Source organism: Streptomyces sp. NPDC050549, from assembly GCF_040655035.1.
Lineage (GTDB): Bacteria > Actinomycetota > Actinomycetes > Streptomycetales > Streptomycetaceae > Streptomyces.
This window is the reverse complement of record NZ_JBFAJD010000003.1, coordinates 217,227-243,919: the sequence shown is the minus strand read 5'-3', so window position 1 is coordinate 243,919 and position 26,693 is coordinate 217,227. Positions and strand designations below refer to the sequence as shown.

Annotated in this window: 21 protein-coding genes; 8 read left to right on the top strand and 13 right to left on the bottom strand. The window is 70.6% G+C overall.

Translation table 11 applies throughout. The features are described 5' to 3' along the window. Positions 1–6: 6 nt before the first annotated feature. From mtnB to AB0I51_RS07185, 3 genes are read right to left on the bottom strand one after another with little or no spacing between them, the layout of a single operon-like run. Positions 7–615, bottom strand: a complete 609-nt coding sequence (mtnB, locus tag AB0I51_RS07195) for a methylthioribulose 1-phosphate dehydratase (protein ID WP_362972287.1) — start codon at positions 613–615, stop codon at positions 7–9. Beyond that, the gene (gene mtnC, locus AB0I51_RS07190; protein ID WP_362972285.1) at positions 612–1,337 is read right to left on the bottom strand and encodes an acireductone synthase; all 726 of its coding nucleotides are present in this window, start codon (positions 1,335–1,337) and stop codon (positions 612–614) included. Before mtnC ends, mtnB begins: the two co-directional genes overlap by 4 nt. Continuing rightward, positions 1,334–1,933: a cupin domain-containing protein gene (locus AB0I51_RS07185; RefSeq protein WP_093624766.1), complete on the bottom strand. Its 600-nt coding sequence runs from the start codon at positions 1,931–1,933 to the stop codon at positions 1,334–1,336. The genes mtnC and AB0I51_RS07185 overlap by 4 nt, the downstream gene beginning before the upstream one ends. Before the next feature lie 439 nt (positions 1,934–2,372). Here AB0I51_RS07185 and AB0I51_RS07180 point away from each other — a divergent pair, with 439 nt between their 5' ends. From AB0I51_RS07180 to mtnK, 4 genes are read left to right on the top strand one after another with little or no spacing between them, the layout of a single operon-like run. Next, entirely contained in the window at positions 2,373–3,470 is a 1,098-nt protein-coding gene (locus AB0I51_RS07180; RefSeq protein ID WP_362972283.1) for a substrate-binding domain-containing protein, read from the top strand. Further along, a complete protein-coding gene (locus AB0I51_RS07175) occupies positions 3,457–4,986 on the top strand; it encodes a sugar ABC transporter ATP-binding protein (RefSeq protein ID WP_362972281.1) in 1,530 nt (509 codons plus the stop codon). The genes AB0I51_RS07180 and AB0I51_RS07175 overlap by 14 nt, the downstream gene beginning before the upstream one ends. A gap of 25 nt (positions 4,987–5,011) precedes the next feature. Next, entirely contained in the window at positions 5,012–6,058 is a 1,047-nt protein-coding gene (locus AB0I51_RS07170) for an ABC transporter permease (RefSeq protein ID WP_362972279.1), read from the top strand. A gap of 22 nt (positions 6,059–6,080) precedes the next feature. Next, positions 6,081–7,241: an S-methyl-5-thioribose kinase gene (gene mtnK, locus AB0I51_RS07165; protein WP_362972277.1), complete on the top strand. Its 1,161-nt coding sequence runs from the start codon at positions 6,081–6,083 to the stop codon at positions 7,239–7,241. Here the strand turns inward: mtnK and AB0I51_RS07160 are convergent. The 8 genes from AB0I51_RS07160 to AB0I51_RS07125 all read right to left on the bottom strand — a co-directional run bounded on the left by AB0I51_RS07160 (position 7,212) and on the right by AB0I51_RS07125 (position 15,666). After that, positions 7,212–7,778: a hypothetical protein gene (locus AB0I51_RS07160; protein WP_362972275.1), complete on the bottom strand. Its 567-nt coding sequence runs from the start codon at positions 7,776–7,778 to the stop codon at positions 7,212–7,214. The two genes, mtnK and AB0I51_RS07160, sit on opposite strands and share 30 nt — an antisense overlap. Beyond that, on the bottom strand, positions 7,727–8,701 hold the full coding sequence (locus AB0I51_RS07155; protein ID WP_362972273.1) for a hypothetical protein: 975 nt from the start codon (positions 8,699–8,701) through the stop codon (positions 7,727–7,729). The genes AB0I51_RS07160 and AB0I51_RS07155 overlap by 52 nt, the downstream gene beginning before the upstream one ends. Next, entirely contained in the window at positions 8,698–9,684 is a 987-nt protein-coding gene (locus AB0I51_RS07150; RefSeq protein WP_362972271.1) for a hypothetical protein, read from the bottom strand. The genes AB0I51_RS07155 and AB0I51_RS07150 overlap by 4 nt, the downstream gene beginning before the upstream one ends. After that, a complete protein-coding gene (locus AB0I51_RS07145; protein ID WP_362972269.1) occupies positions 9,675–10,229 on the bottom strand; it encodes a hypothetical protein in 555 nt (184 codons plus the stop codon). Before AB0I51_RS07145 ends, AB0I51_RS07150 begins: the two co-directional genes overlap by 10 nt. A 268-nt stretch (positions 10,230–10,497) precedes the next feature. Then, positions 10,498–12,114: a glycerol-3-phosphate dehydrogenase/oxidase gene (locus AB0I51_RS07140; RefSeq protein ID WP_362972267.1), complete on the bottom strand. Its 1,617-nt coding sequence runs from the start codon at positions 12,112–12,114 to the stop codon at positions 10,498–10,500. 9 nt (positions 12,115–12,123) lie between these two features. Next, complete coding sequence (gene glpK, locus AB0I51_RS07135; RefSeq protein WP_362972265.1) at positions 12,124–13,662, bottom strand: glycerol kinase GlpK; 1,539 nt, start codon at positions 13,660–13,662, stop codon at positions 12,124–12,126. Between the two features lie 71 nt (positions 13,663–13,733). Next, on the bottom strand, positions 13,734–14,513 hold the full coding sequence (locus AB0I51_RS07130) for an MIP/aquaporin family protein (protein WP_362972263.1): 780 nt from the start codon (positions 14,511–14,513) through the stop codon (positions 13,734–13,736). Between the two features lie 379 nt (positions 14,514–14,892). Beyond that, positions 14,893–15,666: an IclR family transcriptional regulator gene (locus tag AB0I51_RS07125; RefSeq protein WP_362972261.1), complete on the bottom strand. Its 774-nt coding sequence runs from the start codon at positions 15,664–15,666 to the stop codon at positions 14,893–14,895. Between the two features lie 306 nt (positions 15,667–15,972). Between AB0I51_RS07125 and metH the strand changes: the two genes are divergently transcribed. The 3 genes from metH to AB0I51_RS07110 all read left to right on the top strand — a co-directional run bounded on the left by metH (position 15,973) and on the right by AB0I51_RS07110 (position 22,298). Beyond that, a complete protein-coding gene (gene metH, locus AB0I51_RS07120; protein ID WP_362972259.1) occupies positions 15,973–19,488 on the top strand; it encodes a methionine synthase in 3,516 nt (1,171 codons plus the stop codon). Positions 19,489–19,586: 98 nt separating this feature from the next. Then, positions 19,587–20,285 carry an HAD family phosphatase gene (locus tag AB0I51_RS07115; RefSeq protein ID WP_362972257.1) on the top strand — a complete coding sequence of 233 codons (699 nt, stop codon included), beginning with the start codon at positions 19,587–19,589 and terminating at the stop codon, positions 20,283–20,285. Positions 20,286–20,699: 414 nt separating this feature from the next. Beyond that, positions 20,700–22,298 carry an ABC transporter substrate-binding protein gene (locus tag AB0I51_RS07110; RefSeq protein WP_362972255.1) on the top strand — a complete coding sequence of 533 codons (1,599 nt, stop codon included), beginning with the start codon at positions 20,700–20,702 and terminating at the stop codon, positions 22,296–22,298. A gap of 227 nt (positions 22,299–22,525) precedes the next feature. On the opposite strand, the gene AB0I51_RS07105 is transcribed toward AB0I51_RS07110, so the two are convergent. Together AB0I51_RS07105 and AB0I51_RS07100 are read right to left on the bottom strand one after the other, a co-directional pair. Then, entirely contained in the window at positions 22,526–23,197 is a 672-nt protein-coding gene (locus AB0I51_RS07105; RefSeq protein ID WP_019066105.1) for a response regulator transcription factor, read from the bottom strand. Positions 23,198–23,510: 313 nt separating this feature from the next. Next, positions 23,511–24,491: a PD-(D/E)XK nuclease family protein gene (locus AB0I51_RS07100; protein WP_362972253.1), complete on the bottom strand. Its 981-nt coding sequence runs from the start codon at positions 24,489–24,491 to the stop codon at positions 23,511–23,513. Between the two features lie 175 nt (positions 24,492–24,666). Between AB0I51_RS07100 and AB0I51_RS07095 the strand changes: the two genes are divergently transcribed. After that, positions 24,667–26,691 carry a site-2 protease family protein gene (locus AB0I51_RS07095; RefSeq protein WP_362972251.1) on the top strand — a complete coding sequence of 675 codons (2,025 nt, stop codon included), beginning with the start codon at positions 24,667–24,669 and terminating at the stop codon, positions 26,689–26,691. The last annotated feature ends 2 nt before the right edge of the window (positions 26,692–26,693 follow it).

Sequence of the window (26,693 nt, the reverse complement as noted above, 5' to 3'; positions counted from 1 at the left end):
CGTCGCTCAGCGCTGGGTGAGCTCCAACTCCAGCAACCACTCCACCACTTCGGTGTGATGCCGCGCCTGACGCGGATCGTCGCCCCACACATACAGCCCGTGTCCGGCCACCACGACCGCCGGCATCCGAGGATCCCGGGCCGCCTCCAGGCGGTCGCCCAGCACCTTCATGTCCTGGCTGTTGGCGATGACCGGCAGCGTCACCTCGACGTCGTGCGCGGGCTGGCCGACGCCCTTGAGCATCTCCACGTCCTTGAAGACGATCCCGCCCGGCTCGCGTCGTCCCATCGCGACGGACGCCACGGTGTGCACGTGGACCACCGCGCCGGCGCCGGTCAACGCGGCGACACGGGCGTGCAGTTCGGCCTCGGCGGAGGGCTTGCCGCCCTGGACGGCGGCGCCGTTCCCGTCCACCAACACCACGTCCGCGGGAGTCAGTTCGCCCTTGTCGTGCCCGCTCGCCGTCACGGCCAGCCGCAGCGGGTCCCGGGACAGCACCACGGACAGGTTCCCGGAGGTCCCGCGCATCCAGCCGAACGAGGCGAAACGGGCGGACTCGGCGGCGAGTTGCGCCCCCGCCTCCTCAAGGTCGAGTGCGGTGGGCTCGGTGGTCACGTGGTGCTCCTTGAACTGGTGATGCTGATCTCGTCGAACGCCCCCGCCTGTGCGTGGTCGCCGACGCCTTGCTCGAAGTACGGCTCTCCCGGCCGCCGTACACCCACGGCGTGCCAGCCCGCGGCCGCAGCCGCGTCCAGCTCGCCGGGCCGGTCGGAGAGGAAGAGCAGCCGGGACGGCTCGACGCCGGTCGCCGCCGCGATCCGGCGGTACGACTCCGGCTCCTGCTTGGGACCGGCGCTCTCCGTGTCGTAGAGACCGGAGACCAGCGGCAGCAGGTCGCCCTCCGGGCTCGATGTGAACCAGGCGCGCTGCGCGGCCACCGAGCCGGACGAGTACACGTAGAGCCGAAGTCCCGCCGTGTGCCAGGCGCGCAGGGCCGGTACGACGTCGTCGTAGAAGTGCGAGACGAGGTCGCCGCGGGCGAAGCCCTCGGACCAGATGATGCCCTGGAGGGTCTTCAGCGGGGTGGCCTTGCGGTCCTCGTCGAGCCAGGAGTTGAGGGTCTTCTCGATCTCTACGGCGTCGGCGTCCGGGGTGCCGGTCAGCTCGCGGACCTGTGCGATCGCCCGGGACACGGCCGGGTCCTCGGCCCGCTCGGTGAGCAGGGCGGCGAAGCGTGAGCGCGAGTACGGGTACAGCACGTCGACGACGAAGCCCGTGGCGCTCGTGGTGCCCTCGATGTCGAGCACCACGGCGTCCACGTCGTACCTCAAGGTCACGCGGCGGCCTTGTCCTGCTGGTAGCCCGCGTCGATCGTGTCGTAGTCGGGGAAGCGCGAGGCGATGGTCGAGCCGGTGAAGTTGCCGACCCAGCCGTCCTCCTCGTGGAAGAAGCGGATCGCGGTGAAGGCGGGCTTGGTGCCCATGTCGAACCAGTGGGTGGTGCCGCGCGGCACGCCCAGCAGGTCGCCCTTCTCGCAGTAGACGGCGTGCACCTCGCCGTTCACGTGCAGGTAGAAGATGCCGGAGCCGGAGACGAAGAAGCGGACCTCGTCATCGTCGTCGTGCGTGTGCTCCTGGAGGAACTTCGCCCGGGCGCCGGCCGCCTTGGCGGGGTACTCCGGGTCGTCGCTGGGGTGCAGACCGAGGACGTCGACGGTGGTGAAGCCCTCCTCGGCGTTCAGCTTGTCGATCTCCGGGCCGTACGCGGCGAAGACGGTGTCGCTGTCGGCGTCGGCCGGGACGTCCTCGCGGATCGGCCACTGCTCGTAGCGCACACCGAGGGGGGCGAGCGCGGCGGCGATCTCGACGGGGTCGGCGGTGCGGCGCACGAGGTTCTCGGGACCCGACTCGGGCCAGGTGGTGAGCAGGGTCATGGGAGCAACTCCGGAAAAGTGGGAGGGATGTCCGGATGCCGAGACGAACACCGGACCGGTGGGAGAGGCAAAGGGGGTGCAACGAGGCCCGTCGTCCCGGGTCGGGGCCGGTTATGTGATGGTAACCGCCGTCGGTGACCAGGCCTGATGTGACGTAGTCGTTGTCTCACCAGCTGAGAAACCGCTTCCATCCCTTTGACCAATGGCTGAAAACATTCTCATGATCTCCCTATGAAGACGCTGCTGCTCGTGCGGCGGCTGTACGTGGACTTGCTCCGGTCGACCACAGCCAGCTGTCGCTGACCACATCCGGAGCCCCGCGAGCCTTTCGTGCCGCGGTCCACCACCCGTTCGCGGTGGCTGATTCCTTTTCTCGTGCTCCGGGTCACGCACGCCCGTCCTTCACCCCTTCTGCACCACCTTGCACCTGGAGCCCCTCATGTCCCGCACCCGTGTCCCCCTCGCCGCGCTCTCGCTGGCCTCCGCCTCGGCCCTCCTCCTCGCGGGCTGCTCCCAGTCCACCGACGCGTCGAAGGACACCGCCGACACAGCCGCCTCGGCCTCGGCCGCCACGGGCAAGAAGCCGGCCCCCTTCAGCAGGGGCACGGTCAAGGTCGCCCTCGTACGGCAGAGCGGCGCCGGCGACTACTTCGAGCAGTGGGGCAACGGCGCCAAGGCACAGGCCAAGGCCCTCGGCATCGACCTGACCGTGTACGACGCCCAGGCCGACAACGCCAAGCAGGCCACCGACCTGTCCTCGGCCATCAACTCCGGCGCGCAGGCGATCATCGTCGACCACGGCTTCCCGTCCACGATCCAGCCCGAGATCGACCAGGCCGTGAAGAAGGGCATCAAGGTCGTCGTCTACGACGTCGACCAGACCAACAAGTCCGTGATCAGCACCGAGCAGGACGACGCCAGCATGGCGCAGGCCGTCCTCGACGTGATGGCCAAGACGGTCGGCAAGAACGCCAAGGTCGGCTACGTCAACGTGGCCGGCTACGCGGCCCTCGACAAGCGCAACACCGTCTGGGCGAAGGAGGTCGCCGCCCAGGGCTGGAAGCAGCAGTTCAAGGTCGGCAAGGTCACCGACTCCACGGCCACCGACAACGTTCCCCTGGTCTCCGCCGCGCTCACCCAGCACTCCGACGTGGCGGGCGTCTTCGCCCCCTACGACGAGCTCGCCAAGGGCACCGTCCTCGCCGTCCAGAACAAGAAGCTGCAGAGCAGGGTGAAGGTCTTCGGCGCGGACGTCTCCAACGCCGACATCCAGAACATGACCGCCGCAAACAGCCCGTGGGTCGCCACCGCCGGCACCGACCCGTCCGCGGTCGGCGCGGCCGTCGTCCGTACGGCGGCCCTGGAGCTGGCCGGTCAGCTGAACAAGACCTCGGTCGACTTCCCGGCCGTCGCCATCACCCAGGACTTCCTGCGCAAGAACAAGATCGAGAACATGGACCAGCTCCGCGCGGCCCTGCCCGCCCTGAACCTCTCCAAGGTGAGCACCGCCGACTGGATCCCCAATGTCGCCCACTGACACGGCAGTTGACGCCGCGGTCTCGCTCCGCGACGTCAGCATGGCCTTCGGCGGCAAGACGGTGCTCGCCTCCGTCTCGCTCGACATCGCACCGGGCAGCGTGGTCGCGCTGCTCGGTGCGAACGGAGCCGGCAAGTCCACGCTGATCAAGATCCTGTCGGGCGTCCACACGGGCCACGGCGGTGAGGTGCGGGTCGCAGGGGAACCCGCAGCTCTCCAGTCCCCGTCCGCCGCCCGGCAGTTGGGCATCCAGACGGTCCACCAGCGGATCGGCGAGGGCATCGTGCCCGGCCTCTCCGTCGCCGAGAACCTGGTCTTCGAGGAACTGGCCCAGCGCCGGGGCAACCCGTTCCTCAACGGCCGCCGCGTCCTGGCCCGCGCCCGCGAGATCCAGGCAGCGCTGGAACTCGACTGGAGCGACGCCGTGTTGCGCCGCGACGTCACCGAACTCGGCATCTCCGACCGCCAGTTGCTCATCCTGGCCCGCGCCCTCGCCACCCGCCCCCGGCTGCTCGTCCTCGACGAACCGACCTCCGCCCTCTCCGCCGCCGAGGCGGAACGGCTCTTCGCCCTGGTCGAGAAGATGCGCGACGACGGCATCGCGGTCCTCTACGTCTCCCACCGCCTCGGCGAGATCGACGCGCTCGCCGACCGGCTGGTCGTCCTGCGGGACGGCGGCCTGACCGACGACCAGGTCAAACCCTTCGACTGGGACAGCGCCCTGCGCGCGATGCTGGCCCAGGCCCACGAGGTGACGACGGCCCGCCCGCGGCACTCGGGCCGACACGGCGACACCGTCCTCGGCCTGCGCGGCGTCCACCTCTTCGAGGGACGGGCAGCCCTGGACCTTGACCTCCGCGCCGGTGAAGTCACCGGTGTCGTAGGCCTGTTGGGGGCGGGCAAGACGGAACTCGCCCGCGGCCTGTTCGGCGCCGAGCCCTTCACCACCGGCACGGTCACGCTCGACGGCAAGCCCTACGCACCTCGCCGCCCGGCCGACGCGATCCACGCCGGCGTCCACCTCGTCCCCGAGGACCGGCACGCCGACGCGCTCGTACCCGGCTGGTCGGTGGCGCAGAACATCTCGCTGCCGTTCCTCAAGTCCCTGTCCCGGGGCGGACTCGTGAACACGGCGAAGGAGGACGCCCTCGGCCGCGAGACCATCGACGTCCTCGGTGTCGTCGCCCGCGACGAGCACAGCACGGTGGAGGAGCTCTCCGGCGGCAACCAGCAGAAGGTCGTCGTGGGCCGCTGGCTCGCGCACACCCCTCGTGTCCTCATCCTGGACGAGCCGTTCCGAGGCGTGGACATCGGTGCCCGGCGCGACATCGGCCGCCGCGCCCGCGCGCTGGCCGCCGAGGGAGCCGCCGTCCTGGTCCTCTCCGCCGACGTGGACGAGGTCCTGGAGATCGCCGACCGGGTCGTGGTGCTGTCGGCCGGTGAAGTGCATCTCGACGCCTACGGCGAAGACGCGGAACGCGACCGCGTGATCCAGACCATCTCGGCGTCCGTGTGACCCCGGCCCACTCAGGAAGTACGCCATGACCACCACCCAGAGCCCCGAGGCCGCACCCAAGGCGACGGCCCCGCCCGCCGTCTCCACCGTCGTGCTCGTCCAGAATGCCGTCATCAAGTACGGCTTCATCTTCGTCACCGTCGCGCTCTTCCTGTACTTCGCGCTGAGCGAGGGCTCCTTCCGCGAGTCGGCGACCCTCCTCGACACCCTCCGGTACGTCTCGGTCGCCGCGATCCTCGGCCTCGGCGTCACTCTCACCATGGCCGTCGGCGGAATGGACATGTCGGTCGGCGCCGTCGCCGGCCTCGGTGTCACCGTCGCCGCGAAGACGATGGTGACGTACAACCAGGTCGGCACGGTCGCGATCCTCGCCGTGATCGCGGCGGGCGCGCTGGCCGGACTCCTCAACGCCCTGCTGATCGTCGTCATGAAGATCCCGGACATGCTGGCCACCCTCGGCACCATGTTCGTCATCCAGGGCACCAAACTCATCCTGGTCGACGGCCAGTCCATCTCCGCAGGCATGACCCAGTCCGACGGCACCACCGCCCCCGGCAAGTTCACCGACGGCTTCCTGCGCATCGACCGCGGCACGCTCCTCGGCATCCCCATCTCGGTGCTGATCTTCGGCGCGCTGACGGTGATCGCCTGGGTGTTCCTGGCCCGCACCCGCTGGGGCCGCGTGCTGTACGCCATCGGCGCCAACCCGGAGGCGTCCCGCCTGGCGGGCATCCGCGTCGGCGCCTACCGGGCCCTCGCCTACGTCCTCTCCGGTGTCCTCGCCTCCATCGGCGGCCTGATCCTGGCCTCGCGCATCGGCCAGGGAGACGTGAGCGCGGGCACTTCGCAGCTCCTGGAGGCGGTCGCCGTCGCCCTGGTCGGTACCTCGGTCCTCGGCCGTGGCCGCCCGAACGTCTGGGGCACGGCCCTGGGCGCCGTCCTCATCGGCATCATCACCACCGGTCTCACCATCAAGGGCCTGCCCTATTACACCCAGGACGTAGTCGAGGGCGCGGTCCTCATCCTCGCCCTCGTCTTCAGCTTCACCCTGTCCAAGCGCCGCACCGCATAAGGAAGTTCGAGGAGTTCGCACGATGGGCTACCGCATCCTGGAGACCGACGACGTCCCGGCGTACCTGCACGAGCGCGGCCACTGGGCGGACGTGAGCGACATCCACGTCCGTGAGGTGTCGGACGGCAACATGAACCGGGTGTTCCTCGCCTCGAACGCCGACGGCAGCCACCGCCTCGCCGTCAAGCAGGCGCTGCCCTGGGTGCGGGTCGCGGGGCCCTCCTGGCCGATGAGCCCGGAGCGCGCCGACGCCGAGGCGCGGGCCTACGAGCAGGTCGCGCGCGTGGCCCCCGACAAGATCCCGGCGATCCACGGCTACGACGCCGACAACTACGCCCTCGTCATGGAGGACATGTCCGACCTGGAGGTCCTGCGCACGGTCCTCAACGAGGGCGCGTCCTACGGCCCGGACACCTCGGCACGGATCGGCGAGTTCGTCGCCCAACTCGCCTTCGCGACCAGCGACTTCGGTATGGAGTCAGCTGACCGGAAGGCGCTGATCGCGGCCTCGGTGAGCCCCGAGCTGTGCAAGATCACGGAAGACGTGGTGCTCTCCGAGCCGTACATCGAGCACGAACACAACCACTGGCTCCCGGAGTTGACGGACCTGGCTGCCGACTTCCGCGCGGACGCCCGCCTGCGCACGGAGGTCGCCGACCTCCGGTACACCTTCATGACCAGCGCGCAGGCCCTCCTCCACGGCGACCTGCACACCGGCAGCGTCATGATCGGCGAGCGCGAAGGCGCCCCGGTGGTAAGGGTCTTCGACCCCGAGTTCTCCTTCGTCGGCCCGATCGGCTACGACCTCGGCCTGTACTGGGCCAACGTGCTCGTGGCGGAGGAACGGGCGCGTGCGCTGGGCACCTTGTCCGACCACGGCGACCAACTCCGGCTTTCCTGGGAGTCGTTCGAGACCGAGTTCCGGCGACTGTGGCCGACCCGCGTCGACACCTTCTTCGACGACGCCCACCTCGACCGCTTCCTCTCCCGCGTCTGGACCGACTCCGTCGGCTACGCCGGCACGGAGATCGTCCGCCGCATCATCGGCTTCGCCCACCTGACCGACCTGACGACGCTGCCGGATCCGGCGCCCGCGTCCCGGCGGGCGTTGCTGCTTGGGCGTGAACTGATCCTGCGGCGGGCGGAGTTGACGTCACCTGAGGCTGTCCGGGCGCTGGTCTGAGTCCGGGTGGGAGCCGAGGGATCCCCCTGCCTGCACCGAGCGGTTCTCCGACTCGCGCGGTCGCGAGGGTCCGTCCGCCGGGTGACCGGTGACCGCCGGGGCCGTATCGCGGCCCGCGAGATGCGACTGAAGCCGCTGGTGCCGGAACTCGAAACCCGCGCCGGACTGCCGTAGGACACCACGGCGGTGGGCGTCCTCCAGGAACGCCATCAGGCGCCACGGCATCCGGCTCGTCGCCGCGAGCCGGGCCCGGGCGACGGCGAAGCGGCCCCATGCGTTCAGCGCGAGGGCCGCCGAGCCCAGCGGCAGCCACAGTTGGGTGCCGATGTGGACCAGGCCGCCCCAGTCGCCCGGCAGCGTCACCACCGGTACGCAGACCGCGGCCACCAGCAGCGCGACCATGCCGCCGCGGGTGAAGGACGCCGTACGGTCCGTACGCAGGGACGAACCGGGGCCGGCCGCGCGCATGACGTCCGACGGGACGCTCAGCGTGCGGTGGACGCCGCACACACAGCCGCCCACGATCCCGACCGGCACTCCGCCCGCCATCGGCGGCGGGAGACAGTGCCGGAGAACGCCCGACGGAGGGCCGGTGGTGAGCCAGCCACGGGCCGCCTTTGGCAGCACGGACCGCAGGTTCGCCGCGTACACCGTGACAGGCGGAGCCGTGTCGTCCGTGAGGCCGAGGCGGGCCACCACCGCGCCGTCCCGGCACTCGAAGGCCGTGCGCCGCGCGGTGAAGGGGACGCAGCGGCGGTCGCCGAGCAGCGGGATCGCGCAGTCGGGGGGCCGGGTGCCCTGGGGTGGGCGATCGGCCGGGCTCCGTTGCCGGGCAGGAGCAGTGTGCGGCGCAGCCGGTGCCGGGTGGTCGCCGTCCGCAGGCCGGGGTGTTCCGTGAAACTCCAGCCGTCGATCGTCCGACCCGAAAGGTCGGCCGTGGAGCCGGACTTGAGCACGATCACCCCGGCCGCGGTCAGCCCCGCGACCGTGCAGGCGGTGACCCCGATCAGCAGCGCGGCGGCGGTGCCACGGACCGCGCCCGCCGCGAACCGCCGGGCGATGCGGCCCGCCCGGGTCGGCTGTGCGAGGTCCTGCCCGGCCCGGCGGCCACCGCTCATCAGCAGGGCCGCGCCCGCTCCCGCGCAGGTGATGCCGACCAGCCCGGTCCAGGGGTTGCCGGACCGGCCGGCCACCACCGCGCACGCCGGGCCGAGCCCGCTCAGCAGCAGGACGGCACCGCAGCCCCGGGCCGCCGCGCGCCCCGCGCTGCCGCTCCAGGGCAGCGAGAGCGGGACCGGGTGGCGCGACAGCCCGGCGATGCCCAAGAACAGGATGAACAGCAGTGAGAACAGACAGCCGCCGAGCAGATCGGGCACCCAGCCGTCCGTCACCGCGCCGAAGCGGAAGCCGAACCGCAGGTCGTCGGCGTAGGCGAAGCCCGCCCACAACAGCGCGCTCACCCGGCGGTGATCAGCGTCTGCCGGGCCGGCGTCCGCCGGTTCGGCGGGTCGTCCCGGGACGGCAGCAGGAACGCCTCCCCGAACGCGAACCCCACGGTCTGCCCGACGAGTGTGGCGAGCACGGACGCGAGATCCTCCACGGCCGCCGACTCGTTCGCCGCGCGCCACCCTGACCGGCAGCACCAGCAGTGACGGCAGGGCCGGCGCCAGCAGGCCCGGGGCCAGGACGGAACCGCCCGCGGCAGCATCGACTCCAGCTCCCACCACGCCGGCCGCCCGGTGCCGCGCCGCTCCAACACCCGTGCCGGCAGGGTGAGTCGGCGTACCGCGACCGAGGTCGCCCAGGGCCCGGAGTCCGCGAACGCGGCGGGCACGAACGCCCCGAGCAGATGCTCCTCGACGGCGCCCACGGTCGGGAAGCGGTCCGGGTCGAGCAGCTCGGGCGGATCGCGGGACGTGTCGCCGTAGACCGCACGGGCCGGCGCCACCATCAGGGGAGTGGTGAGCGCCCGCGCCGCCGGGCAGTCCGGCCGGGCCCTGGGTTCCCGCAGCACTGGTGTCCACACGGTTCCCGGCGCACCCTCCACAGGACGTAACGGCCGTGCCGTCCGCTCCAGATGGGCCCCGGCCTGCGCGAGGCCGAGCGGGCGCAGCTCGACCACCTCGGCGGCGGTCAGCACATCGCCCTCGGTCACCGCCTCCGCCCACGCCTCGACCCGGCTGGTGAGCAACAGCGGCAGGCTGTCGTCGAGTTCGGCGTTGATCCGTCGCACGGCCTCTCCGTAGACGGGCCCGGACAGTTCGTCGAAGCCGTCGAGGACCGGCAGCGCGAGCCCCGCGTCGAGCAGGCCCCGGGCCAAGGTGTGCCGTCCGTCGGCCACGGCTGCCAGCGGGCGGTACTCGGCGGCCAGCCGCTCCGCGAGCCAGTCCCGCAGCCCGGTCCGCCGCGGGTCCCAGCCCGCCAGCGGGAAGATCACCGGCACCGGACCACCAGACCGCCGCGCGGCCGGCCGGGCACGAACCGCGGCGCCAGCACACTCTTGCCCGACCCCGGACCACCCAGCACCACCAGCCGCCGCCCGGGCAGCGCGGCGAACGACCCGGTGACGTCCTCGATCCGCTGCCCACGGGGTGCGGGCAGCGGCCGTACCCGCCTGATGTTCTCCGGGTGATCGGCCAGCCACCGCTCCGCCGGAGCCCAGGCCATGTCCAGCGGGGCGGGATCCTGCAACCGCCGGAGCCGTGCCTCGGCGGACCACTGCTCCCGTACGGCCTCGGCGAGCGCGTCGGCAGCCCGCCTGCGGTCCTCGTCGGCCGAGCGCGGGGCGGTATCGGCGTCGCCGCGCAGCACATCGGCGAGGAGCGCCGCGATCGACAGGAACGCGCCGATCGCCGACACCATCACCCCCGCGGTGGCCGCGTCGCGCCACCACAGCCGCAGCACCCCGGCCAGCGCCGCGAGCGCGCCCCCGCACACGGTGAACCCGAGCCGCCGCCGGACCCGCGCACTGTGCCATCCACCCTGCATACGACCGCCGCTCCCCGGGCCGGACCCCCCATGTCCCGACCGCTCTGTCGGAACCCACCGTTCTCACGGCCGGTACCGGCCTGGAACCGCCGGTCGGCTACCCGTGTGAGGGAGCGCGCGGAATCGTCCGAGGGGCCTGCAGAAGTGCGAATCGCCGGTGGGGCATGGGCCGTTGGGACGTGTCATCAGCATGCGCGCGGTACGACGAAGGGGCGGTTCCCGATCGGGAACCGCCCCTGTCACGTCGTAGCGACGACCGCTTGAACGTCTACTTCTTGTCGAGCAGGTCCTGCACCTTCGCGCGGACCTCGTCCGTGGCCAGGCCGCGGATCGTCAGGGTGGTGCGGCGGCGCAGGACGTCGTCCTGGGTCTCGGCCCACTCGTGGTCGCGGGCGTAGACGACCTGGGCCCAGATCTCGGGAGCGTCGGGGTGGACGCGCCGGCCCAACTCCGGGTTCTCGTTGGCGAGTCGGGCGATGTCGAAGGCGAGCGAGCCGTAGTGCGTGGCCAGGTGCTTCGCCGTGTCGGCCGCCATGCGCGGGCCCGGCGCCGGGTTGTCGACCAGGAGGCGGTGGGCGACCGCGCGCGGGTTGGCGACACCCGGCAGCGGCAGCTTCTTCGGGAGGGAGGAGATCGGCTCGAAGTCCTCGCCGAGCGGGCGGCCGGGGAGGGACTCCAGCTTCTGCATGACCGTACGGCCGATGTGCCGGAAGGTGGTCCACTTGCCGCCCGCGACGGACAGCATGCCGCCCTTGCCCTCGGTCACCACCGTCTCGCGCTTGGCCTTCGCGGTGCTGCCGGGGCCGCCGGGCAGCACGCGCAGACCGGCGAAGGAGTACGTGATCAGGTCACGGGAGAGCTGCTGGTCGCGGACCGAGAACGCGGCCTCGTCCAGGATCTGGGATATGTCCTTCTCGGTGACCGCGACGTCCGCCGGGTCGCCCTCGTACTCCTCGTCGGTGGTGCCGAGGAGCAGCATGTCCTCCCAGGGGAGGGCGAAGGTGATGCGGTACTTGTCGATGGGGGTCGCGAGTGCGGCCTTCCACGGGGAGGTCCGCTTCAGGACCAGGTGCGCGCCCTTGGAGAGGCGGATGGAGGGGGCCGCGTTCGGGTCCTCCATCCTGCGCAGGTGGTCGACCCACGGGCCGGTCGCGTTGAGCACCAGGCGGGCGCTCACGCCGAACTCGTCGCCGGAGGTCGCGTCGCGCAGCTCCGCGCCGGTCACCCGGCCCTGGGTGAAGCGCAGCCCGGTGACCTGGGCGTGGTTGAGGACGACCGCGCCCGCCTCGACGGCCGCGCGGACCGTCATCAGCGCCATGCGCGCGTCGTTCATCTGGTCGTCGCCGTACACGGCCACGGCCTTGAGGTTCTCGGTGCGCAGCTCGGGCACGTCCTGCGCCGCCTTGGCGGGGGACAGGAGGTGGCCGACGCCGTCGCCGAAGGCGGAGAGCGCGGAGTAGGCGAAGACGCCCGCCCCGAGCTTCGCCGCGCCGTGCGGACCGCCCTTGTACACGGGGAGGTAGAACGTGAGCGGGTTCGCCAGGTGGGGGGCCACCTGGCGGGACACCGCACGGCGCTCGAAGTGGTTCTCCGCCACCAGCTTCACCGCGCCGGTCTGCAGGTAGCGCAGACCGCCGTGGAGAAGCTTGGAGGAGGCGGAAGAGGTGGCACCGGCGAAGTCGCCGGCGTCGACCAGGGCCACCCGCAGCCCGGACTGCGCGGCGTGCCAGGCGGTGGAGATGCCCAGGATGCCGCCGCCGATGACGAGGAGGTCGTACGTCGCCTTGGAGAGCTGCTCCCGGGTCTCGGCCCGGCTCGGGTTCGAGCCGGAGGCCGGGTGCGTACCGAGGGCAGGCACGGACTGCAGGGTGGACTGACTGGTCATGTGGGGTTCTTACTCCTCGTCGTCGAGCCAGCCCATGGTCCGCTCCACGGCCTTGAGCCAGCTCTTGTACTCACGGTCGCGCTTCTCCGCGGCCATGTTGGGGGTCCACTCGGCGGCCCGGCGCCAGTTGGCACGCAGGTCGTCGGTGCTGGTCCAGAAGCCGACGGCCAGACCGGCGGCATAGGCGGCGCCGAGGCAGGTGGTCTCGGCGACCATCGGGCGCACCACGGGGGCGTCCACGAAGTCCGAGAGCGTCTGCATCAGCAGGTTGTTGGAGGTCATGCCGCCGTCGACCTTGATCGCCGCGAGCTCGACGCCGGAGTCCTTCGTCATGGCGTCGGTGATCTCACGGGTCTGCCAGGCCGTGGCCTCCAGGACGGCGCGCGCGAGGTGCGCCTTGGTGACGTACCGGGTCAGACCGGCGATCACACCGCGGGCGTCGGAGCGCCAGTACGGGGCGAACAGACCGGAGAAGGCCGGCACGAAGTAGGCGCCGCCGTTGTCCTCGACCGTGAGCGCGAGCGTCTCGATCTCGGCGGCGGTGGAGATGAGGCCCATCTGGTCGCGCATCCACTGCACCAGCGAACCGGTGACGGCGATCGAGCCTTCGAGGGCGTAGACCGCCTTCTGGTCGCCGATGCGGTAACCGACCGTGGTGAGCAGGCCGTTGTACGAGTTGACCGGCTTCTCACCGGTGTTCATCAGCAGGAAGGTGCCGGTGCCGTACGTCGACTTGGCCTCGCCCTCGGCGAAACAGGTCTGGCCGAACAGGGCGGCCTGCTGGTCGCCGAGAGCGGAGGCGACCGGGATGCCGCCGAGCACGTCGCCGAGACGGCCGCCGGTGACCTCGCCGTAGACCTCGGCGGAGGAGCGGATCTCGGGGAGCATGTTCAGCGGGACGCCGATGGACTCGGCGATCTTCTCGTCCCACTGCATGGTGTGCAGGTTCATCAGCATGGTGCGGGAGGCGTTGGTGACGTCGGTGACGTGCTTGCCGCCGTTGACACCGCCCGTCAGGTTCCAGATGACCCAGCTGTCCATGGTGCCGAAGAGGATGTCGCCCGCCTCGGCGCGCTCGCGCAGGCCCTCGACGTTGTCGAGCAGCCAGCGGGCCTTGGGTCCTGCGAAGTACGACGCGAGCGGGAGGCCCGTCTCGCGGCGGAAGCGGTCCTGGCCGACGTTGCGGCCCAGCTCCTTGCAGAGCGCGTCGGTGCGGGTGTCCTGCCAGACGATGGCGTTGTGGACGGGCTCACCGGTGTTCTTGTCCCACAGCAGCGTGGTCTCACGCTGGTTGGTGATGCCGATGGCCTTGATGTCGTCGCGGGTGATGCCGGCCTTCTCGATGGCGGAGGCGACGACCTCCTGGACGTTGGTCCAGATCTCGGTGGCGTTGTGCTCGACCCAGCCCGGCTTCGGGAAGATCTGCTCGTGCTCCTTCTGGTCGACGGAGACGATACGGCCGTCCCGGTCGAAGACGATGCAGCGGCTGGAGGTCGTGCCCTGGTCGATGGCCGCGATGAACGGTCCGGCGGTGTGGGCGTCGGTCACTGTGTGCTCCTGAGGGGTTCCGTGGTCATGAGGACTGGTCTACTGCTGCTTCAGTGCTCGGAATGCTGCTTCTAAGCAAAAGCGACGTTGTAGAGGCCTGCAGCGATGGCGCCGCCGATCAGCGGACCGACCACCGGGATCCAGGCGTAGCTCCAGTCGGAACCGCCCTTGTTGGGCAGGGGCAGGAGCGCGTGCACGATGCGCGGGCCCAGGTCACGGGCCGGGTTGATCGCGTAACCGGTCGGGCCGCCGAGCGACAGACCGATGGAGACGACCACGAAGGCGGTGATCAGGGCGCCCAGGGTGCCGAGACCGTTGCCCTTGTCGTTGAGACCCTGCGTCAGGATGGCGATGATCAGGACGACGGTGCCGATGATCTCCGTGGCGAGGTTCTGCACCACGTTCCGGACCTCGGGACCGGTGGAGAAGATGCCCAGGACCGGGCCCGCACCCTTCTCCTCGGCCTCGACGGCCTTGGCCGTCGGCTCGCCGACGATCTCCTCGTCGGTCAGGTGCGCCTGGAACTGGCCGTAGTAGGCCACCCAGACCAGTGTCGCGCCGATCATGGCGCCGAGCAGCTGCCCGGCCCAGTAGATCGGGACGTTGTCCCAGCCACCGTCCTTGATCGCGAGTGCGAGCGTCACGGCCGGGTTGAGGTGGGCACCGGAGAGCGGTGCCGAGATGTACACGGCCGTCATGACGGCGAAACCCCACCCGAAGGCGATGGCGAGCCAGCCGGCGTTACGTGCCTTGGAGGCCTTCAGCGTGACGGCGGCGCAGACGCCACCGCCCAGCAGGATGAGTACGGCGGTACCTATGGTCTCGCCGATGAAGATGTCGGAGCTGGACACCCGCGACTCCTTTGTCCTTCGTCCAGGGAAGCCGAACCCCGGGTCCCGCCGGGGGTTCGTGCGCCCTCGGGGGTGAGAGCGATGCCGGCCTTTGGCGTTGCCACACTCTAGCGCGTATTGCCGGTAGGTGTTCGACAATGCCGACCGATGGACGGGAGTCTTGCCCCGGCGTTACAGGCGCGTCAAGAGTGCTGTTATCGAAAACACGATCGTTATTGATTGCTGTGGGCTATCGATCTCGCGGTCGATGCGGACGGCAGTCGGGTGGACACCGTGTGTGGCGATTTGGCGTTTTGGCCGACTTTGTCATCCACGGTACGACTGATACCGGAACGTCCGCATGACGTTCCGGTGAGTTCCCGCTGTGAATCCGGTGAGGTCAGAACCGCCCGGCGCCCAGGTCCCGCGACACCGCGCGGGCGCAGTCCCGTACCGCGGCGATCAGCTCGGGCCGCAGCGCGCCGTCCTCGTCGGGCCGGCACAGCCGCTCCACGGCGCCCGTGATGCCGACCGCGCCGACCGGCATGCGCCGCCGGTCGTGGATGGGCGCGGCGATGGACGCGACGCCCTCCCAGGTCTCCTCGACGTCGGCCGCGTACCCACGCGCGCGCGTGACGTCCAGGACCTGCTCGAAGTCGGCCAGCTCGGACACCGTGCGCTCGGTGAAGGGCTTGCGGTCGGCCTCCAGGACCTCGCTGTGCGCGACCGGGTCGTAGGCCGACAGCACCTTGCCCAGGGCCGTCGAGTGCAGCGGCTGCATGGCGCCGATCTCCAGGACCTGCCGGCTGTCGTCGGGCCGGAAGACGTGGTGCACGATCAGGACGCCCTGCTGGTGCAGGACGCCCAGGTGCACGCTCTCGCCGCTGGAACGGGCCAGGTCGTCCGTCCACACCAGGGCACGCGCGCGTAGCTCGTGCACGTCGAGATAGGTGGTGCCCAGGCGCAGCAGTTCCGCGCCCAGCTGGTAGCGCCCGGAGGCGTCGTCCTGCTCGACGAAGCCCTCCTGCTGGAGGGTGCGCAGGATGCCGTGGGCGGTGCCCTTGGCCAGACCGAGCGACGAGGCGATGTCCGAGAGGCCGAGCCGTCGCTCGCCGCCCGCGAGCAGGCGCAGCATCGCGGCCGCCCGTTCGAGCGACTGGATGTTCCGTGCCATCGCCGTACTGCCTCCGTCCCGTTCGACCGCCGATGTGCGGCGCTGCCGCCACCGTTCGGCAATGTCGAACACTACCGGTCCATGCCGACCTCCCGCCAATGGTTGGTCGACACCTGTTACGCCACTGGTCGAGAGAACCTAGACGGGGTTGATCCGCCCGTCACCCCGGTCCGCCCCATGGACCGTCGAGCATTCTCCTGCCCGACCCCGTTACCCTGGCGGCGTGCAAGCTCCCCGGGGAGTTCCGTGAGAGGTTCCCAGGGAAGCCGCAAAGCCGACAGCCGTCGCACTCCAGGGAGCCCCTTCATGGCCTCGTCGCCACTGACCCCTTCTGCCGACAGCCGGACCCGTGTGTCCGAGCTCCGAGAGGCACTCGCCACCCGCGTGGTGGTCGCCGACGGAGCAATGGGCACCATGCTCCAGGCGCAGGAGCCCACTCTCGACGACTTCGAGAACCTCGAAGGCTGCAACGAGATCCTCAACATCACCCGCCCGGACATCGTCCGCTCGGTCCACGAGGCGTACTTCGGCGCGGGCGTCGACTGCGTCGAGACGAACACCTTCGGCGCCAACCACTCCGCGATGGCCGAGTACGACATCGCCGACCGCGTCTACGAACTCTCCGAGGCAGGCGCCCGCATCGCCCGTGAGACCGCCGACGACTTCGCAGCCCGCGACGGCCGCCGCCGCTGGGTTCTCGGCTCCATCGGCCCCGGCACCAAGCTGCCCACCCTCGGCCACATCGGCTACGCCACCCTCCGCGACGGCTTCCAGGCCAACGCCGAGGGCCTGCTCGCCGGTGGCGCCGACGCCCTGATCGTGGAGACCACCCAGGACCTCCTCCAGACCAAGTCGTCGATCCTGGGCGCCCGCCGCGCCATGGAGGCGACCGGAGTCGACGTACCCCTGCTGGTCTCCATGGCCTTCGAGACCACCGGCACCATGCTGCTGGGCTCCGAGATCGGCGCCGCGCTCACCGCGCTGGAACCGCTCGGCATCGACATGATCGGCCTGAACTGCTCGACGGGCCCGGCCGAGATGAGCGAGCACCTGCGCTATCTCGCCCGCCACTCCCGCACCCCGCTGCTGTGCATGCCGAACGCGGGCCTGCCCATCCTCACCAAGGACGGCGCCCACTTCCCGCTCGACCCCGAGGGCCTGGCGGACGCGCAGGAGCACTTCGTGCGCGACTACGGCCTGAACCTGGTCGGAGGCTGCTGCGGCACCACCCCCGAGCACCTGCGCCGGCTCGTCGAGCGGGTCCGTGAGACCACCCCCACCGAGCGCCACCCGCAGCCCGAGCCCGGGGCGGCCTCCCTCTACCAGACGGTCTCGTTCCGCCAGGACACCGCCTACATGGCGATCGGCGAGCGCACCAACGCCAACGGCTCGAAGAAGTTCCGCGAGGCCATGCTGGAGGCCCGCTGGGACGACTGTGTGGAGATGGCCCGCGACCAGATCCGCGAGGGCGCCCACATGCTGGACCTCTGCGTGGACTACGTCGGCCGCGACGGCGTCGCCGACATGGAGGAACTGGCCGGCCGCTTCGCCACCGCCTCCACGCTCCCGATCGTCCTCGACTCCACCGAAGTCGCCGTCATCCGGGCCGGGTTGGAGAAGCTCGGTGGCCGCGCGGTCATCAACTCCGTCAACTACGAGGACGGCGACGGCCCCGAGTCCCGCTTCGCGAAGGTCACCAAGCTGGCGCAGGAACACGGCGCCGCGCTCATCGCGCTGACCATCGACGAGGAGGGCCAGGCCCGCACCCCGGAGCACAAGGTCGCCATCGCCGAGCGGCTCATCGAGGACCTCACGACGAACTGGGGCATCCACGAGTCGGACATCCTCATCGACACCCTGACCTTCACCATCTGCACCGGCCAGGAGGAGTCCCGCGGCGACGGCATCGCCACCATCGAGGCGATCCGCCGGCTCAAGAGCCGTCACCCGGACGTCCAGACCACGCTCGGCCTCTCCAACATCTCCTTCGGCCTCAACCCGGCCGCCCGCGTGCTGCTCAACTCCGTCTTCCTCGACGAGTGCGTCAAGGCGGGCCTCGACTCGGCGATCGTGCACGCCTCGAAGATCCTCCCGATCGCCCGCTTCACCGAGGAGGAGGTGCAGACGGCCCTCGACCTGATCCACGACCGTCGCGCCGAGGGCTACGACCCGCTCCAGAAGCTGATGGCCCTCTTCGAGGGCGCCACCACCAAGTCCCGTACGGCGGGCCGCGCCGAGGAGCTGGCCGCCCTCCCGCTGGACGAGAGGCTCAAGCGCCGGATCATCGACGGCGAGAAGAACGGCCTGGAGGCCGACCTCGCCGAGGCGTTGCAGACCCGCCCCGCCCTGGACATCGTCAACGAGACGCTCCTGGACGGTATGAAGGTCGTCGGCGAGCTGTTCGGCTCCGGCCAGATGCAGCTGCCGTTCGTGCTCCAGTCCGCCGAGGTCATGAAGACCGCGGTCGCCTATCTCGAACCGCACATGGAGAAGTCGGACGCCGAGGGCAAGGGCACCATCGTGCTCGCCACCGTGCGCGGCGACGTTCACGACATCGGCAAGAACCTCGTCGACATCATCCTGTCCAACAACGGCTACAACGTCGTCAACCTCGGCATCAAGCAGCCGGTCTCCGCGATCCTGGAAGCCGCCGAGGAACACCGCGCCGACGTCATCGGCATGTCGGGCCTCCTGGTCAAGTCCACGGTGATCATGAAAGAGAACCTCCAGGAGCTCAACCAGCGCAAGATGGCCGCCGACTACCCGGTCATCCTCGGCGGCGCTGCCCTGACCAGGGCCTACGTCGAGCAGGACCTGCACGAGATCTACGAGGGCGAGGTCCGCTACGCCCGCGACGCGTTCGAGGGCCTGCGCCTGATGGACGCCCTGATCGGCGTCAAGCGGGGCGTGCCCGGCGCGAAGCTGCCCGAGCTCAAGCAGCGCAGGGTGCGGGCGAGCGCCCCCGTGGAGGTCGAGGAGCGCCCCGAGGAGGGTCATGTCCGCTCCGACGTCGCCGTCGACAACCCGATCCCCACCCCGCCGTTCCGCGGCACCCGGGTCATCAAGGGCATCCAGCTCAAGGAGTATGCCTCCTGGCTGGACGAGGGCGCCCTCTTCAAGGGCCAGTGGGGCCTCAAGCAGGCCCGTACGGGCGAGGGACCGTCGTACGAGGAGCTGGTGGAGACCGAGGGCCGCCCCCGGCTGCGCGGCCTCCTGGACCGGCTCCAGACCGACAACCTCCTCGAAGCGGCCGTCGTCTACGGCTACTTCCCCTGTGTGTCCAAGGACGACGACCTGATCATCCTGGACGACGAGGGCAACGAACGGACCCGTTTCACCTTCCCGCGCCAGCGCCGCGGCCGCCGCCTCTGCCTGGCCGACTTCTTCCGGCCCGAGGAGTCCGGCGAGACCGACGTCGTCGGCTTCCAGATCGTCACCGTCGGCAACCGCATCGGCGAGGAGACCGCCAAGCTCTTCGAGTCCAACTCCTACCGCGACTACCTCGAACTGCACGGCCTGTCCGTCCAGCTGGCCGAGGCGCTCGCCGAGTACTGGCACGCGCGCGTGCGTTCCGAGCTGGGCTTCGCCGGCGAGGACCCCGCCGACGTCGAGGACATGTTCGCCCTCAAGTACCGGGGCGCCCGCTTCTCCCTCGGCTACGGCGCCTGCCCCGACCTGGAGGACCGCGCGAAGATCGCCGACCTGCTGGAGCCCGAGCGCATCGGCGTCCACCTGTCGGAGGAGTTCCAGCTCCACCCGGAGCAGTCCACGGACGCGATCGTCATCCACCACCCCGAGGCGAAGTACTTCAACGCACGTTGATCGGATAAGTCGTACACTGGTCGGTCCACCGCAGGCCGGTCGCCCTTGTTGGTATCAGGGGTGGCCGGCCTGATCGTCCCTCAAGGAGGTGCGCCAGGATGACCAGCACGGTCCCCGCGCTCGGAACCCGTACGGCCGAAGGCTCCGCGCTTCAGGCTGTTCTCCTCGACATGGACGGCACCCTGGTGGACACCGAGGGTTTCTGGTGGGACGTCGAGGTCGAGGTCTTCGCCGCCCTCGGACACGCCCTCGACGACTCCTGGCGCCATGTCGTGGTCGGCGGCCCCATGACCCGCAGCGCCGGCTTCCTGATCGAGGCCACGGGCGCCGACATCACCCTCGCCGAACTGTCCGTGCTGCTCAACGCGGGCTTCGAGGACCGCATCGGGCGGGCCCTGCCGCTGATGCCGGGCGCCGCCAGACTGCTCGCCGAGCTCTCCGAGTACGAGATCCCCACCGCCCTGGTCTCCGCCTCGCACCGGCGCATCATCGACCGCGTCCTGACCGCGCTCGGCCCCCAGCACTTCGCGCTGACGGTCGCCGGCGACGAGGTGGCTCGCACCAAGCCGTACCCCGACCCGTATCTGTTCGCCGCCGCCCGCCTGGGCGTCGACCCGGCCCGCTGCGCGGTCGTGGAGGACACCGCGACCGGGGTCGCGGCGGCGGAGGCGGCGGGCTGTCTGGTGGTGGCCGTGCCGTCCGTGCAGCCCATCGCCCCGGCCGCCCGGCGTACCGTCGTGACCTCGCTGGAAGCCGTCGACCTGGCATTTCTGCGGGGACTGATGATCGGTCGATGACGGAAATGCGTCAGCCGTTCACCGAGCGTGCAAAGTCCAATGGGAAAGGAATTCCCACTCGGTCGACCGGTCGAATTCCGGTGCTCTCCAACCGAGTTGACGGTGTGAGGTTCCCCACGTGCACGGGAGTCGACATAGCCGCCGTCCTGTGCTGTTCACCCCATTTCTGCGGCCGATCACGCACCGTTGTGTCCCGATTGGTGAAACGCTGCACTAATCCTTCCCTCGGCAGGTTTCCGGTCTGTCCACGGCCGGTTCCGCAGCGTGATGAGAACTCAACTACGGTGGCCGCGAACCCGTGTGCGGGTCCGGACTAATCTCAACGCGAGAACATCGCCCTTGCCCCCGTGATCGGCGTCACCACCCTATGCATGCCGGGTACACGGAATCGAACAGCTCTGGAGAAACTCGAGCATGAACCGCAAGACTTTGGTGCTGCCGGCCGTCGTCGGCCTGCTCGCGCCGGTGCTCGCCGCCTGTGGCGGTTCCGGCAGCGGTAGTTCCGGCGACGGAGCGATAGTCGTCGGCACCACGGACCGGTTCGAGGCGACGAAGGACGCTCCGGCGCCGCTCGACCCCGCCTACGCCTACGACGTCGGCACCTGGAACATCCTGCGCCAGACCGTGCAGACCCTGATGATCCAGCCCAAGGGCGAGGGCGACCCGGTCCCCGAGGCCGCCGAGAAGTGCGGCTTCACCGACACCGGCAGCGAGCGCTACGCCTGCACCCTGCGCGAGGGTCTGAAGTTCGCCAACGGCGACAAGATCACCGCGGCCGATGTGAAGTACTCCATCGACCGCGCGATGCGCATCAAGGCCGACAGTGGTGTGTTCGCCCTGCTGTCGACCGTCGACACCGTCGAGACCCAGGGCGACCGCGAGGTCATCTTCCACCTGAAGTCGGCCGACGCCACCTTCCCGTACAAGCTGTCCACCCCGGTCGCGGGCATCGTGAACCCCGACGACTACCAGAAGGACAAGCTGCGCGACGGCTTCGGCGTGGACGGCTCCGGCCCGTACACGCTCTCGGTCGCCCAGAAGGACGACGCGATCACCACGGCCACGTTCACCAAGAACCCCAATTACAAGGGGACTCTGCAGGTGAACAACAGCAAGGTCGAGATGCGCTCCTTCTCGGACGCCACCTCCATGGGCACCGCGCTGAGCAAGGGCGACATCGACGTGATGACGCGCACCATGTCGCCGGAACAGATCCAGAAGCTCGGCGACGACTCGAACGGCGACATCGACCTCGTCGAGATGCCCGGTCTCGAAATCCGCTACCTGGCCTTCAACACCGACGCCGCCACCGTGAAGACGAAGGCCGTGCGCGAGGCGATGGCCCAGCTCATCGACCGCGGCGAACTCGTCTCCAAGGTCTACGGCACCGAGGCCGAGCCGCTCTACTCGATGGTCCCCGCGACCATCACCGGCCACTCGAACTCGTTCTTCAACAAGTACGGCAACCCGAGCGCCACCAAGGCCAAGTCCCTGCTGACCAAGGCCAACATCACCACCCCGGTGAAGCTCACGCTGCACTACACGACAGACCACTACGGCTCGGCCACCAAGGACGAGTTCGAGCAGTTGCGGACGCAGCTCAACAACAGCGGCCTGTTCGACGTCACCATCAAGGGCGAGCCCTGGTCGACGTTCGTCCCGGCCGAGCGGAAGGGCTCGTACGACGTCTGGGGCATGGGCTGGTTCCCCGACTTCCCCGACGCCGACAACTACCTCGCGCCGTTCCTCGACACGGACAACTTCCTCAAGCTGCCGTACAGCAACCCCGAGATCATCAAGACGCTGATCCCGGAGTCCCGTCGCGAGGCGGACCGGCTCGCCGCCGCCAAGAGCCTCACCACCATCCAGGACATCGTCGCCTCGGACGTCCCGCTGATCCCGCTCTGGCAGGGCAAGCAGTACGTCGCCGCCCGCGACGACATCACGGGCACCGCGTACGTGCTCAACTCCTCCTCGACCCTCCAGCTGTGGGAGCTCGGCCGCGGCGTGTGACCGGTTGACAACAGCAGGACACATGCAGTGAGCAAGCTCGACCAGTGGCCAGTCCTGCCCCATCGCGGCGGGACTGGCCACCGGCCTGTCGACGGGATGCGGCACCGTGTCCTCGAAGAGTCGACAGTGTCCCGCTTCCGGGAACTCGGCACGAGCTGAATTCGCCCCGCAGACACGGAGAGGGCGCCCCTGTCAGGAAGGGGCGCCCTCTCCACACGTAACTGCCCCTACTGAGCGCCGGGGCGCACCAGCCCGCTCTCGTACGCGTACACCGCCGCCTGTACCCGGTCGCGCAGGCCCAACTTGGTGAGGACGTGCCCCACATGCGTCTTGACGGTGGTCTCGCTGACGAACAGATCGGCGGCGATCTCCGCGTTCGACAGCCCGCGCGCCACCAGCTTCAGCACCTCGACCTCACGCTCGGTCAGCGTGTGCAGGGCGTCCGGCACCGGCTCGTCGCCGGACGGCAGATGACCGGCGTACTTGTCGAGCAGCCGCCGCGTGATGCTCGGCGCGAGCATGGCCTCGCCGGCCGCCACCACCCGGATCGCCTGCACCAGTTCGTTCGCCGGCGCGTCCTTCAGCAGGAAGCCACTGGCACCGGCCCGCAATGCCTCCACCACGTACTCGTCGAGATCGAAGGTGGTCAGCACCAGCACCTTCGCCGGGCCGTCCCGCCCGGGACCGGTGATCTGCCGGGTCGCCTCCACCCCGTCCATCCGCGGCATACGGATGTCCATCAGCACGACATCGGGCTGCAGAGCCCGCACCTGGTCGAGCGCCTGCAGACCGTCACCGGCCTCGCCGACGACCGCGAGATCCTGCTCGGCCTCCAGAATCATCCGGAACCCGGTGCGCAGCAGCGGTTGGTCGTCGACAAGTAGGACGCGGATGGCCACGTGAGTCTCCTTCGCTAGCCCGGGCCCATTCTGCCCTGCGCGCCAGGTGACTACCCGACCGGGCTGACCGCCTCGACGACCTGACCGCCTCGACTGGTCCGGCGGCCTGACGTGCCTGCCGGGCCCGATCGACCTGACCCGCCCTACGGGCATGACCTGCTCGACGGGCCGGCCCGGCCCGGCCCGTCCGACCGGCAGAAGCCGGGCCGCTGGCCGCCGGTGGCGTCGGCGTCGCCGGGCCGTCGGCTGAAATGGCGTCGGCCGCAGTGCCACCGGGCCGCGGTGCCGCCCGGCTGAACACCGTCGGCTGCCCCTAGCCCCCGGCGGAGTCACCGTCCGCCGCCGTGCCTTCGGCCGAACCGCCGTCGGCCACCCGCACCACCGGCAGCGGATACGGCGGGGGAGTGCCGCCGAACTCCGGACACACCGCCCGGTGGTCGCACCAGCCGCACAGCTTGGTCGGCCGCGGCAGCCACTCGCCCGTCTCCGTGGCCAGCCGGATCGCCTCCCAGAGCGCCAGCAGCTTGCGCTCCACCCGCTCCAGATCCGCGAGGACGGGGTCGTACGTCAGCACGTCCCCGCTGCCCAGGTACACCAGCTGGAGCCGCCGCGGAACGACCTGCTTCAGCCGCCAGACCACCAGTGCGTAGAACTTCATCTGGAACAGCGCGCCCTCGGCGTACTCAGGCCGAGGCGCCTTGCCCGTCTTGTAGTCGACGATCCGCACATCACCCGTGGGCGCCACGTCGACCCGGTCGATGATCCCGCGCAGCTTCAGCCCCGAGTCCAGCTCGGCCTCGACGAACATCTCGCGCTCGGCGGGCTCCAGCCGCGTCGGATCCTCAAGGGAGAACCAGCGCTCCACCAGCCGCTCCGCCTCCCCGAGCCAGTGTGCCAACCGCTCGCCCTCCGGATCGTCGGCGAACAGCTCCACGACCTCCGGCCGGGTCTCCCGCAACCGGTCCCACTGTCCTGGAATCAGCGACTTCGCGCGCGGCGCCGTACGCTCGGCGGCCGGCGCGTCGAAGAGCCGCTCAAGGACCGAGTGCACCAGAGTCCCGCGAGTCGCCGCCTCGCTGGGCTTCTCCGGCAGCCGGTCGATCACCCGGAACCTGTACAGCAACGGGCACTGCATGAAGTCGCTGGCACGCGAGGGGGACAGCGAGGCGGGCGCTATGGCCACACGCTCGACCACGCCCACCGTCCCCGTCTCCACTGTCGCTTCCGCTCCCGGCTCAGCCGCCGTGCCCTCGTCGCCGACTGTCCCCGCGACGCCCTTCGCACTCGTCTCCATGCCCACAGACCTTACGGCCCGCCACTGACAGTGACCCGGCCCCGGCCGACGCGCCCGCGACAGCCGGGGAAACACGGGGGGTGCCGGGGCGGAACGCGCCGCGACCGCCGCATACCATCGACCCGAGACCCCTCCGCCCGGCTGGCGCGGAGGACGCTTCGAACGAGGGGACACCGTGGACGAGAGCGGCGGCAGCGCACAGCCGCGGTCCGGCAACGACGAGCCGACCGAACACGCCACGGGCGCCACGACCCCGGCCGCCGATCCCGGCACCCCCGAACCGAAACACGACGACACCCCCCGCAACGGCGCCGAGAGGCCCACCCGGCACGTCGAGGACCCCGACACGTCGTCCAAGAACCGCACAAAGCCGGCCACGCCACCCGAGCCGGACACCCTCGACCACTCGGAGACGCCGAGTCCGTCCGGGACGACACCGACGGACCGCGACGACCCGGAACCGCCGTCCGTGCCCACCGCGAGCGACGGCCCGCCGCCGACCGGCACCGCGCCGCAGGACGGCCTCTCGGCGCCGGGATCGGGCACGCCGACTGTCGGCCCCACCTCCTCACTGTCCACCGACTCCGCCCCGCACGACGGCTCGTCGGCCCCGTCATCGGGCGCGCAGTCCGGCGGCTCCACTCCGCCCGACGGCACGCCGGCGGGGGTCTCCGGCACGCCGTCCACCAGTCCCGCCCCGCAGGACGGCCTGTCGGCCCCGGGATCGGGCACCCCGTCCCCGGGCTCCTCCGCCCCGCACGAGGCCGTACCGGCGTCTGAAACGGGCACGGAGTCCGCCACCAACGCCGACCCGGCGGCGCCGGCATCCGGCACACCGTCCACCGGCCCCACCCCACACGCCGAGACGGACACCGTGACCGGCACCCCCGACAAGGCCACCACCCCCTACGGCACCGCTCACGTCCACCAGCCCTCCAGCGACCGGGCCCCCGACCGCTCCCACGCCCACCACACGGAGCCGGACGCTCCCACGCCCTCCGACGCCCGCCCGGCCATGCCCAAGGGACGTCCCCCGCAGCGCCCCAAGGAGCCCGGTGGGGGCCTGCTGATGGGGCGGCCCTTCGGGGTGCCCGTCTACGTGGCACCCAGCTGGTTCCTCGTCGCGGCCCTCATCACCTGGGTGTTCGGCGGCCAGCTGGACCGCGTGCTGCCCGAACTCGGCGCCGCCCGCTACCTCGTGGCCCTCTTCTTCGCGGTCGCCTTCTACGGCTCCGTCCTGGTGCACGAGCTCGCCCACACCGTCGCCGCCCTCCGCTTCAAACTCCCCGTCCGCCGCATCCAGTTGCAGTTCTTCGGCGGCGTCTCCGAGATCGAGAAGGAGGCCGAGACCCCCGGCAGGGAATTCGTGCTGGCCTTCGTCGGCCCCCTGCTCTCGCTGATCCTCTCGGGCATCTTCTACCTGGCCATGCAGACCGTGGAGCCCGGCACCGTCCCCGGCGTCCTGCTGGCCGGCCTGATGGTCTCCAACCTCATCGTGGCCGCCTTCAACCTCCTGCCCGGCCTGCCCCTCGACGGCGGCCGGATGCTCCGCGCCGTCGTCTGGAAGATCACCGGCAGGCCCATGAGCGGCACGATCGCCGCCGCCTGGGTCGGCCGCGCCCTCGCCGTTTCCGTCCTGATCGGCCTCCCGCTGCTCACCCAGACCGGCGCCCTCGGCACCAACACCGAGGACATCAGCGGCATGGACACCGTCACGGACGCCCTCCTGGCCGCGATCCTCGCCGCGATCATCTGGACCGGCGCCGGCAACAGCCTCCGTATGGCCCGCCTGCGCGAACACCTCCCCGACCTCCGCGCCCGCAACCTCACCCGCCGCGCGGTACCCGTCGAGACCAACACCCCCCTCTCCGAGGCCCTGCGCCGCGCCAACGCGGCCGGCGCCCGTGCCCTGGTCGTCGTCGACGCCGACGGCCAGCCCCTCTCCCTCGTCCGAGAGGCCGCCATCGTCGGCGTCCCCGAGCACCGCCGCCCCTGGGTCTCCGTCAGCGGCCTCGCGCAGGACCTCACCGAGGGCATGCGCGTCTCCGCGGAACTGGCCGGCGAGGACCTCCTCGACACCCTCCGCGCGACCCCGGCCACCGAATACCTCGTGGTCGAGGAGACCGGCGAGATCTACGGCGTCCTGTCCGCGGCCGACGTGGAGCGTGCCTTCGTGAAGGCCATGGCCCGCCCGAACTGAGG